Below are 15,996 nucleotides of genomic sequence, written 5' to 3' on the forward strand. Positions count from 1 at the left end.
CACCTCCTCCGTCGTGACCTGCGTCCCGTGTCCTGCTGCTTACCTGGTACTGCTTACTGATCGTATCCACGCGCCGCTGAATCGGCTGGTTCCCTCTGTCGGCCCCGTCGACGGGTGTCGACGCCCTCGTCCGCACCTGTCTCCGTACCTGCTTCCGTACCTGTTTTCTGCCCAGGATCGTAGAGGCGGCCGACGACCAGTGTCCCGCACCCGACTGTGGACCTCGTCCGGCTCCCGGGGAGACGAGCGCCATAGGTACGAGGTTGATACGTGAACCAGTCACCGCCGAGACGTAGGAGGTTGCCGACGCCCTCTTCAGGGGTCCTCTGCCCCGGATAAGGGATGTGAACGCACCCTGGTCACCGTGCTACTGTTCTGCATGTCGGAAGGCCCGAGGGAAGAAAAGCCCGAAGCCGGAGGACACACCCAATGCGCGGGTGGCGGAATAGGCAGACGCGCTGGATTCAGGTTCCAGTGCCCGCAAGGGCGTGGGGGTTCAACTCCCCCCTCGCGCACCAGTCGGAAGCCCCCAGGTCTCAGACCTGGGGGCTTCTGCGTTGTGTCGAGCGGGGCGTGAGGTGCTTACAGCGTGTGAGGAACGTCTCAGGCTGTCGACCTCCTTGGTTTCACGTGAAACAGGGCTGCCGTGATGCAGGCCACGGGCTGTACGGTCGGCTCGAATTGATCGACGTGTGCGGATATGTGGGGGAGGCGGTCACTGTGGCCGAGGTCGAGGCGGGGGCAGTGGCGGGCGGGGCGCGCAGGCTGCCTCATGTGCGCGGATTCGCCGGGCGGTTCGCCTCGGAGGCCGGGGCCGCGGCCGAGGTCGTGACGGGGGCCGGGGCGGGCGCCGGGGTGGCGGCTCGGGCCGTCACGCCGAAGGAGCGGGGCAAGGCGCTGCGGGACGCGGTCGCGCGGTCCTCGCACGCCCTGCTCGACCTGGACGCCTCCCGCCCGGACGCGGTGACGGCGGTGGAGGAGTCCAACCAGGGGCGTATCCCGGAGCTGACGCCGATACGGGTCGGACGGATGGCGGCCACTCCGTTCGCCTTCCTGCGCGGCTCGGCCGGTCTCATGGCCCATGACCTCGCCCGCACCCCGATGACCCGGATCGGCGCCCAGATCTGCGGTGACGCCCACGCGGCCAACTTCGGTCTGTACGGGGACGCCCGCGGCGGTCTCGTGATCGACCTCAACGACTTCGACGAGACGGTCCACGGCCCCTGGGAGTGGGACCTCAAGCGGCTCGCCGCCTCCCTGGTGCTCGCGGGCCGGGAGGCCGGCGCCGACGAGGACACCTGCCGCCAGGCCGCCCACGGCGCGGCCGGCTCGTACCGCCGCACCATGCGGCTGCTGGCCAGGCTCCCGGTGCTGGACGCCTGGAACGCGATCGCCGACGAGGAGCTCGTCTCCCACACCGACGCCCACGACCTCGTGGGCACCCTGGAGCGGGTCTCGGAGAAGGCGCGGGCCAACACCAGCGGGCGGTTCGCGGCGAAGTCGACCACCCGCACCGAGGACGGGGGCCGCCACTTCGTCGACGCCCCGCCGGTGCTGCGCCGGATCCCGGACGGGGAGGCCGCGGCGGTGGCCCTCTCCCTGGAGCCGTACCTGGCCACCCTCTCCGAGGACCGCCACCCCCTGCTCGCCCGGCACGCGGTCCACGACGTCGCCTTCCGGGTCGTCGGCACGGGCAGCGTCGGCACCCGCTCGTACGTCGTCCTGCTCCTGGACCACCGGGGCGAGCCGCTGATCCTCCAGGTGAAGGAGGCGCGTGTCTCGGCCCTGGTGCCGCATCTGCGGACGGCCGGCTTCGAGACGCCGGACGAGGCCCACGAGGGCCGCCGGGTGGTCCTCGGCCAGAAGCGGATGCAGGTCGTCAGTGACATCCTGCTGGGCTGGACGACCGTCGAGGGGCGGCCCTTCCAGGTACGGCAGTTCCGCAACCGCAAGGGCAGCGTCGACCCGGCCGCGCTCGCCGCCGACCAGGTCGACGACTACGGCCGGATGACCGGCGCCCTCCTGGCCCGCGCCCACTCCCACAGCGCCGACCCACGCCTGATCGCCGGCTACTGCGGCAAGAACGAGGAACTCGACGAGGCGATCGCCGCCTTCGCCGTCACCTACGCCGACCGCACGGAGGCCGACCACAGCGACCTGGTGACGGCGGTACGGGCGGGGAGGATCGCGGCGGAGACGGGAGTGTGAGAAGGATGACGTCCTGGTGAGGTACGTGGATCTCGACGGCGAGGTCGGGGGCCTGACCGGGGTCATCGACCCCCGGCCCTATCTGGAGCGGCTCCCCGAGCTGGCGGAGCAGCTGCCACCGGGGGCCCGCGCCTTCGCCACCGACCCCGCCCACTACACCTTCTCCGGCAAGCGGTGCGTGAAGGACCTCAAGCCGGGCGAGGCCCGCCGGACCGGGGACGGCGACATCGAGATCCACTTCGGCCACAACTGCTGGAAGCACGACGAGGACCTGGTGGTCCGCTACCGGGGCGTCTCCCGCTTTCAGGCCGGGATCCTCGACGTCTGCGCCCTCGACGACCTCGGCGATGTGATCCTCGACGAGATCCTCCCGCATCCCGAGGGCTGCACCCATGAGATCGCCTGCCGTCCCGGAACGCTGATGGTGGTCTGCCGGGATCTCGAGGCCGAGTGGGTCGCCGTGGATTGCCCCGAGGCACGCCGGTAGGTACGTCGCGCTTGGCCTACGCTGGTCGGGTGACGACCCCCGAAGCTGAGCAGTCGCGGCCCGAGGAGCGGCTGGAGCAGGCCGTGCGGGCCGCCGAGCAGGCGTTGATCGAGTTCGAGATCGCGGTGGAGACCTTCCGCGTCGAGGTCGAGAACTTCTCGCGGCTCCACCACCAGAAACTCGGCCCCATGTACACCCGGCTCGACGAGCTGGACGCACAGATAGCCGAGGCGAGGGCGGCCCGCACCGGTGACCCCGAGGACCTGCGCGCCGCGCGGGAGGCGCGGGCCCGGGTGCTGCCGATGCCGGGGGTCGAGGAACTGTTCCACGGCTGGATGGACGGCGAGGGCCTCTTCCCGGAGGCCGTGGCGATGCTCACGGACCAGCCGGTGCGCCCCCCGGAGCGGGTGCGGCCCAGCGAGGAGGCCCGCAAGCTCTACCGCGAGCTGGCCCGCAAGGCCCACCCCGATCTGGCGCAGGAGGACGGGGAGCGGGCCCGGCGCGAGGAGTTCATCACCCGAGTCAACGCCGCCTACGCCCGCGGTGACGAGGCCGCGCTGCGCGAGCTCGCCGCGGAGTGGGCCGCCGGCCCGCCGCCCGCCGAGCGCCGCCCGACGCCCAGCGAGGAGCTGTACGCCCGCCTGGAGTGGCTCGCCGAGCGCAAGGAACTGCTCACGCTGGTCGCCCGCAACCTGGAGGACAGCGCCATCGGCTCCATGCTGAAGATGGCTCCGGACGACCCCGACCGCCTCCTGGACGAGATCGCCGAGCAGCTGCTGATCGATGTCGCCAAGAAGGAGGCGGAGCTCGCCGAGCTCGTGGGGTAGCCCGGCTTGTCACGTCCGGTAGCGTCGGGGGCATGAGTTTTGGAGCTGGGGTGCCCACGGTCGAGGTCGGCGAGGTCGAGAACGGCGACTTCCTGCTGGACGTCCGCGAGGACGACGAGTGGCAGGCGGGTCACGCCGAAGGCGCGCTGCACATCCCCATCAGCGAGTTCGTCGCCCGCTACGGCGAGCTGACCGAGGCGGCCCCGCAGGACGGACGCGTCCATGTGATCTGCCGCTCCGGCGGCCGCTCGGCCCAGGTCACCATGTACCTCGTCCAGCAGGGCATCGACGCCGTGAACGTCGACGGCGGTATGCAGTTCTGGCAGGCCCTGGGCCGTCCCGTCGTCACCGACGAGGGACAGCCGGGGGCCGTTCTCTAGCCTGGGGAGCCTGACGGTCAGCCGACGAGGGGATGGGCGGCCAGCAGGTCGCCCAGGGTCTCCTCGTGGGCGGCCGCCGGCCCGAGCGACAGCTCGAGATGCTTGGCCCAGGCGTGGTAGCGGTGCAGCGGGTAGTCGACGTCGGCACCGAACCCGCCGTGCAGATGCTGTGCCGTCTGCACGATCCGCCGTACCCCTTCCGAGGCCCAGATCTTGGCCACGGCGACATCGCCGGAGGCGGGCAGCGCGCCCGGCGCCCCGGAGGCGATCCGCCAGGCGGCCTGCCACAGGGTGACCTCCATGGCGCGCAGGTCGATGTAGCGGTCGGCGGCCTGCACGGCGACGGCCTGGAAGGTGGCGATCGGGTGCCCGAACTGCTCCCGCTTGCTCGCGTAGTCGCCGGTCATCCCGAGGACCCGGTCCCCGAGGCCGAGCGCCAGCGCACACGTACCGGTGGCCAGCAGCTGCCGCAGCCACTCCCCGGCACCCTCGGCGGTGAGGACGTACCGGGCCGGGATCCGCGCCGACTCCAGCCGCAGTTCGCCCAGCCGCTCCCCGGTGGTGGAGATCTGCTCGGCGAGGACGACCCCCTCCCGCTCCCGTGCGACCACGGCGAGGACACCGCGGTCGTCGCCGGTGCGCGCCGGTACGAGGAGGTAGTCGGCCTCATACGCCCAGGGCACCGCCGTCTGCACCCCGTCCAGAATCCAGTCATCGCCGCCGCCCGCGCCTGCGTCAACGCCCATGCCGCTCGCACCGCCCGCGCCAGCCTCGCCGCCCGTGCCGCCCGCGCCCCCCGCGCCGTCCCGCCGGGCGGTCACGGCGAGTTCGGCTGCGTCGTGCCCGGTGCGGCCGTGCGCGGCGGCGGTCAGCACGACCTCGCCCCGTCCGGCCCGCGCGAGCAGCTCGGCCTTCAGCTCCGGCCCGCCGTACGCCTGGACGGCCGCGGCGGCCGCGGTGCTCTCCAGCAGCGGCACCCGCGCCAGCACCTTCCCGGCCTCCCGCAGCACCAGGCACAGCGCCACGGCGTCCAGTCCGGCCCCGCCGTACTCCTCGTCGAGCAGCAGGCTCAGCAGATCGGCCGAGGCGAGCGTGGCCCACAGCGCCCGGTCGAAGTCGTCGGCCACCGGGCGGCCCTGGGTGAGCGCGGGGCTCGGCACGGCGTCGGGCGCGACCCCGGCGAAGACTCCGCGCGCCGCCTCGGCCGCCGCCTGCTGCTCCTCGCTGAAGGTGAAGTCCACGGCCTGTCCTCTCCGACGGGTCGGCTGATCCGGCGGCACCGCGATGGCTGCGCCTGGATCCGACGGTCGATCTGACGGTCGATCTGACGGTCCGTCAAGATAGAACAGGTTCTAGAAGAAGGGAACGCCCGCGGCGGGCCCCCGCACCTCACCGGTCGAAGTCCACCTCCACCGCCTCCGTCACCGGATGCGACTGGCACGCCAGCACATACCCGGCCTCCGTCTCCTCCCGTTCCAGCGCGTAGTTGCGGTCCATGCGCACCTCGCCGGAGACCAGGAAGGCCCGGCAGGTCCCGCACACCCCGCCCTTGCAGGCGTAGGGCGCGTCGGGCCGGTTGCGCAGCACCGTGTCCAGCACCGACTCCCCGTCCCGCACCGGCCAGCTGCCGCCCCGGCCGTCGAGCCGGGCCGTCACCGTGGCGTGCGCGGGCGCCGCCACGCGGGCGGTGGGCGCGGCGCCGTCCACATGGAAGATCTCCTCGTGGATCCGGGAGCGGGCCACGCCCAGCTCGCGCAGGGTCCGCTCGGCGCCCTGCACCAGCCCGAACGGTCCGCACAGGAACCAGCCCGCCACCTCCGCGACCGGCAGCAGCGCCGGCAGCAGCCCGGTCAGCCGCTCCCGGTCCAGCCGTCCGGACGGCAGCCCCGCCTGCTGTTCCTCCCGGGAGAGCACGGTGACCAGCTGCAGCCGCTCGGGATAACGGTCCTTGAGGTCGGCGACCTCCTCCAGGAACATCGTCGACGCGGCCGTACGGTCGCCGCGTATCAGACAGAACCGGGCGCCGGGTTCGCGTGCCAGCAGGGTGGAGACGATCGACAGCACGGGGGTGATGCCGCTGCCGCCGACGATCGCCGCGTACAGCCCGGGCGCCGGGTCGAGCGTGAACCGGCCCGCCGGGGTCATCACCTCCAGCTCGTCGCCGACGGCGATCTCCTTCAGCGCGTACGTCGAGAAGGAGCCGCCGTCGACCAGCCGCACGCCCACCCGCAGCGTGCGCGGTCCCTCGCCGGCCGGGTCGGGGGCGGGAGAGCAGATCGAGTACGTCCGCCGGATCTCGCCGCCGTCGGCCACCCGCCGCAGCGCGAGGTGCTGGCCGGGCGCGTGCCGGTACTCCTCGCGCAGGGCCTCGGGGACGGTGAGGGTGAGGGCGACGGAGTCGTCGGTGAGCCGGTCCACCGCGGCCACCGGGAGCGGGTGGAAACGGGCCGTCACGGCTCGGGCCATCACAACTCCTTGAAGTGGTCGAAGGGTTCACGGCAGGCCAGACAGCGGCGCAGCGCCTTGCAGGCGGTGGAGGAGAACCGGCTGAGCAGCTCGGTGTCGGCGGAGCCGCAGTGCGGGCAGCGCACCGGGTCCTCGTCGAGCGTCCTGGTGGGGCCCAGAAGCAGTGCGACCGGGCCGGTCTCCCGCGTGGTCCGGGGCGGCGCTATGCCGAACTCCCGCAGTTTGCGGCGGCCTTCGGCCGTGATGTCGTCCGTCGACCAGGCCGGGGCCAGCACCGTGCGCACGGTGACGTCCCGGACGCCGTGCTCGTGCAGCACCTGCCGGATGTCCGCGGCCATCGTCTCGATCGCCGGGCAGCCGGTGTACGTCGGGGTCAGCTCGACCTCGACGGCGCCGGCGTCCTGGACGCGCACGCCCCGCACCACGCCCAGCTCGCTCAGCGACAGCACGGGCAGCTCCGGGTCCGGCACCGAACCGGCCAGCGCGAGCAGCTCCGCCTCCAGGGCGGTGGCGGTCACCATGACGCCCCCGGGTGGCTGCGGTGCAGATGCTGCATCTCGGCGAGCATCAGGCCGAACGGTTCGGTGTGCAGGCCCTGCCGGCCCGCGCCGGCCGTCCAGGCGCCGGACTGCGCTCCCTCGGGAACCGGCAGACCGGCCTGCCGCAGCACCGCGCCGACCGCCTCCAGCCAGCCGGCCCGCAGCGCCCCGGTATCCGTGTCGAGCCCGTCCACCGGCTGGAACATCTCGCCGGTGAACCGCCACAGCGCGGTGCACGCCGTCCGCATCCGCTCATGGCTGAGGTCGGTGCCGTCGCCGAGCCGCAGGGTCCACTGCTCGGCGTGGTCGCGGTGGTAGGCGGTCTCCTTGACGGCCTTGGCGGCGAGGGCGGCGAACGGGCTGTCGCCGGTGGCCAGTTCGGCGTAGAGCAGATGCTGGTACGTCGAGAAGTACAGCTGGCGGGCGATGGTGTGGGCGAAGTCGCCGTTCGGCTGCTCGACGAGCTGGAGGTTGCGGAAGGCGCGCTCCTCCCGCAGATAGGCGAGGGCGTCCTCGTCACCGGCCATCGACAGCAGGACGCGGGCCTGGCCCAGCAGATCGAGGGCTATGTTGCCGAGGGCGACCTCCTCCTCCAGCACGGGCGCGTGGCCCATCCACTCGCCGAGGCGGTGGGAGAGCACCAGGGCGTCGTCGCCGAGGGCGAGGGCGGCGGTCATCGGGACGGTCGCGGTCACAGGTGCTGCACCCCCTCCGGGATCTCGTAGAAGGTCGGGTGCCGGTAGGGCTTGTCGGCGGACGGCTCGAAGAACGGGTCCTTCTCGTCGGGCGAGGAGGCGGTGACCGCCGAGGACGGCACCACCCAGATGGACACGCCCTCGCCGCGCCGGGTGTACAGATCGCGGGCGTTGCGCAGGGCGAACTCCGCGTCCGGTGCGTGCAGGCTGCCGGCGTGGGTGTGGGAGAGGCCGCGCCGGGAGCGCACGAAGACCTCCCACAGTGGCCAGTCGGTGTTCGTCATGCCGAGGACCCGTTCCTTTCCGTGCTGTGCTTGGCCGCGTGGGCCGCGGCCGCCTCCCTGACCCACGCGCCCTCGTCGTGGGCCCGCCTGCGCTGGGTGATCCGCTGTTCGTTGCACGGCCCGTTGCCCTTGATGACCTCCTTGAACTCCGTCCAGTCGATCGGGCCGAAGTCGTGGTGCCCCCGCTCCTCGTTCCACCGGAGGTCCGGGTCGGGCAGGGTGAGGCCGAGGGACTCCGCCTGCGGGACGCAGATGTCGACGAAGCGCTGGCGCAGCTCGTCGTTGGAGTGCCGCTTGATCTTCCAGGCCGTGGACTGCGCGGAGTGCGCGGACTCGTCGTCGGGCGGGCCGAACATCATCAGCGAGGGCCACCACCAGCGGTCCACCGCGTCCTGCGCCATCGCGTGCTGTTCGGGGGTGCCGCGGCTGAGGGCCAGCAGCAGTTCGTACCCCTGGCGCTGGTGGAAGGACTCCTCCTTGCAGATGCGGACCATCGCGCGGGCGTACGGCCCGTAGGAGCAGCGGCACAGGGGGACCTGGTTGGTGATCGCCGCGCCGTCCACGAGCCAGCCGATCGCGCCGACGTCCGCCCAGGTCAGCGTGGGGTAGTTGAAGATCGAGGAGTACTTCTGGCGGCCGGTGTGGAGCTTGTCGAGCAGTTCGTCGCGGCCGACGCCGAGCGTTTCGGCGGCGCTGTAGAGGTAGAGCCCGTGGCCGGCCTCGTCCTGGACCTTGGCCATCAGGATGGCCTTGCGGCGCAGGGAGGGCGCGCGGGTGATCCAGTTGGCCTCGGGCTGCATGCCGATGATCTCGGAGTGGGCGTGCTGGGCGATCTGCCGCACCAGCGTCGCGCGGTAGGCGTCGGGCATCCAGTCGCGGGGCTCGATGCGCTCGTCGGCGGCGACGGCGGCGTCGAAGGTGCGCTGGTACGCCTCGTCGTCGGCCGTGCGGGGCGCGGTAGCTGTCGCCATGAGGTCCCCCTCTGTCTTCCTGGCTGTCTGCCTGGCTTCCCGGCTGTCTGTCCGGCTGTCTTCCCCGGCTGTCCGTCCGGATCGCTCCCGACCGATCGTTCGGTCCGTGCGATTCCATGGTGGGACGGCCGTCGTAAGGTGTCAACCGCTGTGGATAACCTGCGGGCGGGGAGGGGCTGCGCCGAGCGGGTGGGGCTGAGTACCGTTCGCGATTGCGCGACGCGGCAGGCACGGGCAGCCGCAGCGGACACGGGAAGTCGACCGGGATCGGGGAACGGGGCGGAATGGACGCGTACGACACAGGGCGTGACGCCGCACGGGGGCCGGGGGCGGCGCCGGAACCGGAGGCGGAGACTCCGTCGTCGGCCGCCGCGCCGGTGAGCGTGCCGCCGCAGGGCGCCGCACCCGAGGACACCCCGCTGCCGGCCGCCGCGCCCCTCGGCACCCCGCCCCCGGACGACGCGCCTCCCCCCGAACCCCGTACCGGTGTGGCCGCGCTCTCGCCCCGCTACCAGATAGGCGCCGCCCTGGCGCTGGCCGTCGTCGCCGTCGCCGTCTGTGTGCACCTGGGAATGGTGTTCCTGCACGTCGCGCCCTCGAACACGGTGACGAAGACCCACGGCAGGGCGATAGACGACTGGGTCTACCCGGAGTTCGAACAGAACTGGAAGCTGTTCGCGCCGAACCCGCTCCAGCAGAACATCGCGGTCCAGGTCCGCGCCCGGATCAGCACCGCGGACGGCGGCCTGCGCACCACCGGCTGGTACGACCTGTCCGCGCAGGACGGCCGGGACATCGACCGCAACATCGTGCCGAGCCACACCCAGCAGAACGAGCTGCGCCGCGCCTGGGACTTCTTCACCGCCACCCACGGCTCCGACAACCGCCCCGTCGGTCTGCGCGGCGACCTCTCCGAGACCTATCTGCGCCGGATCGTCGAGCTGCGCCTGCACCGCGGTGGAGCCGCCGGTGAGGACGGGAAGCTCGAGCGGGTCCAGGTCCGCTCCCGGACCGTCAACGTGACCCCGCCGAAGTGGAGCACGGAGAAGGCGTCCTCGACGCCGGTGTACCGGGTGCTGCCCTGGTGGACGGTGCCGGCCGCCGAGGCCCGGGGAGGTGTGCGGTGAACCGCTTCACCCTCACGGTGTCCTCCGCCATCGCACGCGTGACCGAGTCCGCGCACGGCCCGTACCAGAGCGCCGTGGTCCGGATCGGCTTCAGCGCGACCTGGCTGATGTTCCTGCTGCGCGAGCTCCCCCACCGCGCGGAGCTCTACGGCCCCGACAGCCCCTGGAGCTGGGTCCTGGCCAAGCAGCTGATCGACACCAACGGCGCGTTCACGGCCCTGATGTGGTCGGACGGGCGGGTCTGGTTCGAGCTCGTGTACGCCCTCGCCGTCCTCGCGAGCGCCCTGCTCCTGGTGGGCTGGCGCACCCGCACCATGTCGGTGCTGTTCATGGTCGGTGTGCTCTCGCTGCAGAACCGCAGCGTCTTCATGGGGGACGGCGGCGACAACGTCCTGCACCTGATGTCGATCTACCTGGTGTTCACCCGCTGCGGCCGGGTGTGGTCGCTGGACGCCCGCCGGGCGCGCCGCGCCGAGGAGGCACGCGCGCGGGGCGAACGGGTCACCGACCGGGTCGGGCCCGCCCTGTGGTTCGCCCTCGGGGCCGTGCTGATCACCGTGACGGCCACGGGCGGCTTCCACAGCCAGTGGACGATTCCGGCGCTCCTGTGGGCGGCCTGGGCCGCGCAGGCCCTGTGGTGGCTCGTCGGGCGCCGCACCGGGTCGGCGGAGCCGCGGATCCTGCTCGACGTGATCGGCAACATCCTGCACAACGGCGCCCTGGTCGTGATCATGGCCGAGGCCTGTCTGATCTACGCGACGGCCGGCTGGTACAAGATCCAGGGCTCGCGCTGGCAGGACGGCACCGCCGTCTACTACCCCCTGCACCTGGACTACTTCTCGCCCTGGCCCGTGCTCGGCGACCTGCTGTCGAGCAGCGGCACCATGGTGATGCTGGTGACGTACGGCACGGTCGTCGTGCAGGTCGCCTTCCCGTTCACGCTGTTCAACCGCCGGGTGAAGAACGTCCTGCTGGCGGTGATGATGACCGAGCACGCCGCGATCGCCGTCGTCCTCGGCCTGCCGTTCTTCTCCCTGGCGATGATCGCTGCGGATGCGATCTTCCTGCCGACGCCCTTCCTGCGCCGCCTCGGCGCCTGGTCGCTGCGCGCGCGTGAGCTGGTGTTCTCGCGCGACGGCCGGGTTGCCCTGCCGCACCAGCGGACTCCGGAGAACACCGAGCCCAGCCACGTAGGCTCCCCGACATGACCGACCTATGCCCGACCCCGTGAGCGATGCGATGACCGACCCCGTCAGCGCCTGGCGCCGCCTGGCCGACTCGCACGTCCTGCTGGACGGCTTCCACGCCCTCAAGCACGCCGTGCGCTTCGGAGCGGAGGTGCCGGTCGCGGTCACCGCCGACCGCGCGGCCGCGCTCGCCCTGGCCGACGAGCTCGCCCCGGACGTACGCGACACCCTGGACGCCCTTCTGACGGAGGTCCCGGAGACCACGTACGCCACGCTGGTCCCCCGCCCGCATCCCACGGCCGTGGCCGCCCTGGCCGTACGACCCTCCCGCGAGGCACAGCTGGCGAGGCTGGCGCACACACCGCGCACCGCGCCCGTCGTGGTCCTCGACAACCCGCGCAACCTGGGCAACGCGGGTGCGGTGATCCGGCTGGCCGCCGGCTTCGCGGCGACCGGCGTGGTCACCACCGGCACGCTCGACCCCTGGCATCCGACCGTCGTGCGCGGTGGGGCGGGCCTGCACTTCGCGACCGCCGTGGAGCGGCTGGCCGTGCCCGACCTGCCCGCCGGCCCGCTGTTCGCCCTGGACCCCGAGGGCGACGACCTACGGGGCGTCAAGCTCCCCGACGACGCCCTCCTGGCCTTCGGCTCCGAACGCACCGGCCTCTCCACCGAGCTGCGCGCCCGCGCCGACCACCTGCTGTCCCTGCCGATGCGCCCCCAGGTCTCCAGCTACAACCTGGCGACGAGCGTGGCGATGACGCTGTACCACTGGAGCGCGTCGGGAGGGCCGTGAGGCGCCCTCCCGTGCCCTCCCGTGCCCTCCCGTGCCCTCCCGCGCCCTCAGGCGTCCCGGCGCACCTCGACCACCCGGAACCGATTCGCCACGAACGCCCCGTCACACAGCGCGGAGTTGGCCGCCGGGTTGCCCCCCGACCCGTGGAAGTCGGAGAAGGCAGCCGTCTGGTTGACGTACACCCCACCGGTGAGGTTGAGCGACAACTGCGCGGACTCCTCCAGACAGACCTCCTCGACGTCCCGCTCGAACGCGTCGTCGGTCGTGTACGCGCCCACCGTCATCGCCCCCTTCTCCCGCACCGTCCGCCGCAGCAGCGCCAGCGCGTCCGCGGCGGAGTCGACGGCGACGGCGAAGGAGACCGGCCCGAAGCACTCGCTCATGTACGCGGCCTCGTCGTCCGCGCCCTCCCAGTATTTCCGCGCCCCGTCCAGCTTCACGATCACCGGCGTGCGCACGACCGCGTCCGGGAACTCCGGGTTCGTCACCTCGCGGGAGGCGAGGGCGACCTCGCCGAGGCCGGCGGCGGCCTCCAGCCGGGCCTTGACGTCCGGGTTGACGATGGCGCCGAGCAGCGCGTTCGCGCGCGCGTCGTCGCCGAGCAGGCCGTCGACGGAGCGGGCGAGGTCGGCGACCACCTCGTCGTAGGTCTTCGGGCCCTCGTCGGTGTGGATGCCGTCGCGGGGGATCAGCAGGTTCTGCGGGGTGGTGCACATCTGGCCGCTGTACAGGGACAGCGAGAACGCCAGGTTGGCGAGCATGCCCTTGTAGTGCGCGGTGGACTCCACGACGACCGTGTTGACGCCGGCCTTCTCGGTGTGGACCTGCGCCTGTCGGGCGTTGGCCTCCAGCCAGTCGCCGAAGGAGGTCGAGCCCGTGTAGTCGATGATCTTGATCTCGGGGCGGGTCGCGAGGGTCTTGGCGATGCCCTCGCCCGGGCGCTCGGCGGCCAGGGCGACGAGGTTGGCGTCGAAGCCGGCCGCGGCGAGCACCTCGCGCGCGACGCCCACGGTCAGCGCGAGCGGCAGCACCGCGCGCGGGTGGGGCTTGACCAGGACCGCGTTGCCGGTGGCCAGGGAGGCGAACAGGCCCGGGTAGCCGTTCCACGTGGGGAAGGTGTTGCAGCCGATGAGCAGGGCGATGCCGCGCGGGACGGGGGTGAACGTCTTGGTCATCGCGAGCGGGTCGCGCTTGCCCTGGGGCTTGCTCCACTCCGCCGTGCCCGGCGTGCGGATCTGTTCGGCGTACGCGTACGCCACGGCCTCCAGGGCGCGGTCCTGCGCGTGCGGGCCGCCCGCCTGGAACGCCATCATGAACGCCTGGCCGGAGGTGTGCATGACCGCGTGCGCGAACTCGTGCGTCCGGTCGGCGATCCGCTTGAGGATCTCCAGGCAGACCACCGCGCGGACCTCCGCGCCCGCCTCGCGCCAGGCGCGCTGCCCGGCCGCCATGGCGGGCAGCAGCACGTCGACGTCCGCGTGCGGATAGGTCACGCCGAGCGCGATGCCGTAGGGGGAGGTCTCGTCGCCCACCCAGTCGTCGGTGCCGGGCTGGCCGAGGTCGAGACGGGTGTTCAGGAGGGCGTCGAAGGCGGCCTTGCCGGCCGCAGCGTCCAGGCTGCCGTTCTCGCCGTAGGCCTTGGGGTGCTCCGGGTGGGGGGACCAGTACGCGCGGGTGCGGATTGCCTCCAGGGCCTGGTCGAGGGTGGGCCGGTGCTGGGCGATCAGATCGTGCGCGGTCGGTTCGGCGGCGGCCATGCGGGACCAACTCCTCGTCTTGAGAACTCTCCGTCGAGCTCATGACCTGGCGGAAACCTGGGCAGGAACAGCCAGTCAGGGCTAGAGTAACCGAACGATCGGTCGGGACAAGGGGGCCTGCCGCATCTGTGGAAAACCCCGTGCGGGAGGATCGCGCACATGACAGCACTCGACCTCAGCAGCCCCGTGGCCGTCGTCGGCACCGGCACCATGGGCCAGGGCATCGCCCAGGTCGCGCTGGTCGCCGGCCACCCCGTACGGCTGTTCGACACCGCCCCCGGCCGGGCCCGGGAAGCGGCCGTCGCGATCGGCGCCCGCCTCGACCGGCTCGTGGAGAAGAACCGTCTCGCCGCCTCCGACCGGGACATCGCACGCGCGCGTCTGGTGGCCGCGGAGAGCCTCGGCGACCTCGCGGACTGCGGACTGGTCGTGGAGGCCGTCCTGGAGCAGCTGGACGTCAAGCAGGAGCTCTTCCGCGCGCTGGAGGACGTGGTCGGCGAGGACTGTCTGCTCGCCACCAACACGTCCTCCCTGTCGGTGACGGCCATCGGCGGCGCCCTGCGCAACCCGGGCCGTTTTGTGGGCCTGCACTTCTTCAACCCGGCGCCGCTGCTGCCGCTGGTCGAGGTCGTCTCCGGGTACGCCACCGACGTCACGTCGGCCACGCGCGCGTACGAGACCGCCCGCTCCTGGGGCAAGACCCCGGTCGCCTGCGCCGACACCCCCGGCTTCATCGTCAACCGCATCGCGCGGCCCTTCTACGCCGAGGCGTTCGCGGTCTACGAGGCGCAGGGCGCCGACCCGGCCACCATCGACGCGGTACTGCGCGAGTCCGGCGGCTTCCGGATGGGCGCCTTCGAACTGACCGACCTGATCGGGCAGGACGTCAACGAGTCCGTCACGCACTCGGTGTGGCAGTCCTTCTTCCAGGACGTGCGCTTCACCCCCTCGCTCGCCCAGCGCCGTCTCGTCGAGTCCGGCCGCCTCGGCCGCAAGACCGGCCACGGCTGGTTCGACTACCGCGACGACGGCACGGGGGCGGAGGGCGCCGAGCCGCACACCGCCGAGAAGCAGCAGGCGCCCGCCTACGTCCTCGCCGAGGGCGACCTGGGCCCCGCCGCCGAGCTGCTCGCGCTGATCCGCGAGGCGGGCATCCAGGTCCGCGAGGACGAGGAGGACCACGGCACCCGGCTGGTGCTGCCCGGCGGCGGCCAGCTCGCCCTCGCCGACGGCCAGACCTCCGTGGAGTTCCGCGACGTCGTCTACTTCGACCTCGCCCTCGACTACCGCAAGGCCACCCGGATCGCCCTGTCCGCCTCCCAGGACACCTCGCAGCAGACCCTGTCCGAGGCGATCGGCCTGTTCCAGGCGCTCGGCAAGGACGTCAGCGTCATCGGCGACATCCCCGGAATGATCGTCGCCCGCACGGTCGCCCGGATCGTCGACCTCGCGCACGACGCCGTGGCCAAGGGCGTCGCCACCGAGGAGGACATCGACACCGCGATGCGCCTCGGCGTGAACTACCCCCTCGGCCCCTTCGAGTGGAGCCGTCGCCTCGGCCGTATGTGGGCCTTCTCCCTCCTGGACGACCTGCACGACCGCGACCCTTCGGGCCGCTACGCCCCGTCCCTCGCCCTGTACCGGCACTCGTTCGCCACCGAGAAGCGGGAGGGCGCCTCGTGACCACCGCCAAGCGCGACACGTACACCCCGGAGACCCTGCTCTCCGTCGCCGTCCAGGTCTTCAACGAGCGCGGCTACGACGGCACGTCCATGGAGCACCTCTCCCGCGCGGCAGGCATCTCCAAGTCCTCGATCTACCACCATGTGGCCGGCAAGGAGGAACTGCTGCGGCGGGCCGTCAGCCGGGCCCTGGACGGGCTGTTCGGCATCCTCGAGGAGGAGCACGCGCGCGTGGGGCGCTCCGTGGAACGCCTGGAGTACGTCGTACGGCGCATGGTCGAGGTCCTCATCGGCGAACTGCCGTACGTCACGCTGCTGCTGCGGGTGCGCGGCAACACCGACACCGAGCGATGGGCCCTGGAGCGCCGCCGCGACTTCGACCACCGGGTCGCCGACCTGCTGAAGGCGTCCGCCGCCGACGGGGACGTGCGCGGCGACGTGGAGGTGCGGCTCGCCACCCGGCTGGTCTTCGGGATGATCAACTCGATCGTCGAGTGGTACCGGCCGGGCGGCCGGGGGATGGCCGAGGGCGACGTGGCCGACGCGGTGGTGCGCCTGGTCTTCGCCGGCCTGCGCACGGAGCACTGACG

16 protein-coding genes and 1 tRNA gene are annotated in these 15,996 nt (G+C 72.3%); 10 read left to right on the forward strand and 7 right to left on the reverse strand.

What is annotated here, in order from left to right:
• Window positions 1–431 precede the first annotated feature (431 nt).
• From ABZ464_RS14615 to ABZ464_RS14635, 5 genes are all read left to right on the forward strand, one after another.
• Window positions 432–518, forward strand: a tRNA-Leu gene (locus tag ABZ464_RS14615).
• 310 nt (window positions 519–828) lie between these two features.
• Entirely contained in the window at window positions 829–2,208 is a 1,380-nt protein-coding gene (locus ABZ464_RS14620; RefSeq protein ID WP_359276189.1) for a DUF2252 domain-containing protein, read from the forward strand.
• A 16-nt stretch (window positions 2,209–2,224) separates the two neighbouring features.
• Entirely contained in the window at window positions 2,225–2,695 is a 471-nt protein-coding gene (locus tag ABZ464_RS14625) for a hypothetical protein (RefSeq protein WP_359275923.1), read from the forward strand.
• Window positions 2,696–2,724: 29 nt separating this feature from the next.
• Window positions 2,725–3,522 carry a J domain-containing protein gene (locus tag ABZ464_RS14630; protein ID WP_359275925.1) on the forward strand — a complete coding sequence of 266 codons (798 nt, stop codon included), beginning with the start codon at window positions 2,725–2,727 and terminating at the stop codon, window positions 3,520–3,522.
• Window positions 3,523–3,572: 50 nt separating this feature from the next.
• The gene (locus tag ABZ464_RS14635; protein WP_359276191.1) at window positions 3,573–3,902 is read left to right on the forward strand and encodes a rhodanese-like domain-containing protein; all 330 of its coding nucleotides are present in this window, start codon (window positions 3,573–3,575) and stop codon (window positions 3,900–3,902) included.
• 17 nt (window positions 3,903–3,919) lie between these two features.
• Here the strand turns inward: ABZ464_RS14635 and ABZ464_RS14640 are convergent, their stop codons facing one another.
• From ABZ464_RS14640 to paaA, 6 genes are all read right to left on the reverse strand, one after another.
• Window positions 3,920–5,143, reverse strand: coding sequence for an acyl-CoA dehydrogenase family protein (locus tag ABZ464_RS14640; RefSeq protein WP_359275927.1), 1,224 nt, complete (start codon window positions 5,141–5,143; stop codon window positions 3,920–3,922).
• A 148-nt stretch (window positions 5,144–5,291) separates the two neighbouring features.
• Window positions 5,292–6,368, reverse strand: coding sequence for a 2Fe-2S iron-sulfur cluster-binding protein (locus ABZ464_RS14645; RefSeq protein ID WP_359275929.1), 1,077 nt, complete (start codon window positions 6,366–6,368; stop codon window positions 5,292–5,294).
• The gene (gene paaD / locus ABZ464_RS14650) at window positions 6,368–6,889 is read right to left on the reverse strand and encodes a 1,2-phenylacetyl-CoA epoxidase subunit PaaD (protein WP_359275932.1); all 522 of its coding nucleotides are present in this window, start codon (window positions 6,887–6,889) and stop codon (window positions 6,368–6,370) included. The genes ABZ464_RS14645 and paaD overlap by 1 nt, the downstream gene beginning before the upstream one ends.
• Window positions 6,883–7,602, reverse strand: coding sequence for a 1,2-phenylacetyl-CoA epoxidase subunit PaaC (gene paaC, locus ABZ464_RS14655; RefSeq protein ID WP_359275935.1), 720 nt, complete (start codon window positions 7,600–7,602; stop codon window positions 6,883–6,885). Before paaC ends, paaD begins: the two co-directional genes overlap by 7 nt.
• Window positions 7,599–7,886 carry a 1,2-phenylacetyl-CoA epoxidase subunit PaaB gene (gene paaB / locus ABZ464_RS14660; RefSeq protein ID WP_055636201.1) on the reverse strand — a complete coding sequence of 96 codons (288 nt, stop codon included), beginning with the start codon at window positions 7,884–7,886 and terminating at the stop codon, window positions 7,599–7,601. Before paaB ends, paaC begins: the two co-directional genes overlap by 4 nt.
• Window positions 7,883–8,857, reverse strand: coding sequence for a 1,2-phenylacetyl-CoA epoxidase subunit PaaA (paaA, locus tag ABZ464_RS14665; RefSeq protein WP_359275938.1), 975 nt, complete (start codon window positions 8,855–8,857; stop codon window positions 7,883–7,885). The genes paaB and paaA overlap by 4 nt, the downstream gene beginning before the upstream one ends.
• A gap of 284 nt (window positions 8,858–9,141) precedes the next feature.
• Here paaA and ABZ464_RS14670 point away from each other — a divergent pair, with 284 nt between their 5' ends.
• The 3 genes from ABZ464_RS14670 to ABZ464_RS14680 are packed head-to-tail and all read left to right on the forward strand — an operon-like array spanning window position 9,142 to window position 11,967.
• Window positions 9,142–9,984 carry a DUF5819 family protein gene (locus ABZ464_RS14670; RefSeq protein ID WP_359276194.1) on the forward strand — a complete coding sequence of 281 codons (843 nt, stop codon included), beginning with the start codon at window positions 9,142–9,144 and terminating at the stop codon, window positions 9,982–9,984.
• Window positions 9,981–11,192 carry an HTTM domain-containing protein gene (locus tag ABZ464_RS14675; RefSeq protein WP_359275941.1) on the forward strand — a complete coding sequence of 404 codons (1,212 nt, stop codon included), beginning with the start codon at window positions 9,981–9,983 and terminating at the stop codon, window positions 11,190–11,192. Before ABZ464_RS14670 ends, ABZ464_RS14675 begins: the two co-directional genes overlap by 4 nt.
• Window positions 11,193–11,223: 31 nt before the next feature.
• Complete coding sequence (locus ABZ464_RS14680) at window positions 11,224–11,967, forward strand: TrmH family RNA methyltransferase (RefSeq protein ID WP_359276197.1); 744 nt, start codon at window positions 11,224–11,226, stop codon at window positions 11,965–11,967.
• 47 nt (window positions 11,968–12,014) lie between these two features.
• Here ABZ464_RS14680 and paaN read toward each other — a convergent pair whose 3' ends face one another.
• Window positions 12,015–13,724, reverse strand: coding sequence for a phenylacetic acid degradation protein PaaN (paaN, locus tag ABZ464_RS14685; RefSeq protein ID WP_359275944.1), 1,710 nt, complete (start codon window positions 13,722–13,724; stop codon window positions 12,015–12,017).
• Window positions 13,725–13,883: 159 nt separating this feature from the next.
• On the opposite strand from paaN, the gene ABZ464_RS14690 reads away from it, so the two are divergent.
• Together ABZ464_RS14690 and ABZ464_RS14695 are read left to right on the forward strand one after the other, a co-directional pair.
• The gene (locus ABZ464_RS14690) at window positions 13,884–15,407 is read left to right on the forward strand and encodes a 3-hydroxyacyl-CoA dehydrogenase (RefSeq protein WP_359275947.1); all 1,524 of its coding nucleotides are present in this window, start codon (window positions 13,884–13,886) and stop codon (window positions 15,405–15,407) included.
• Window positions 15,404–15,994 (forward strand): TetR/AcrR family transcriptional regulator, encoded by a 591-nt coding sequence (locus ABZ464_RS14695; RefSeq protein WP_359275950.1) that lies wholly within the window; start codon window positions 15,404–15,406, stop codon window positions 15,992–15,994. The genes ABZ464_RS14690 and ABZ464_RS14695 overlap by 4 nt, the downstream gene beginning before the upstream one ends.
• Window positions 15,995–15,996: the final 2 nt, after the last annotated feature.

The organism is Streptomyces sp. NPDC005820 (assembly GCF_040630255.1).
Classification (GTDB): Bacteria; Actinomycetota; Actinomycetes; order Streptomycetales; family Streptomycetaceae; genus Streptomyces.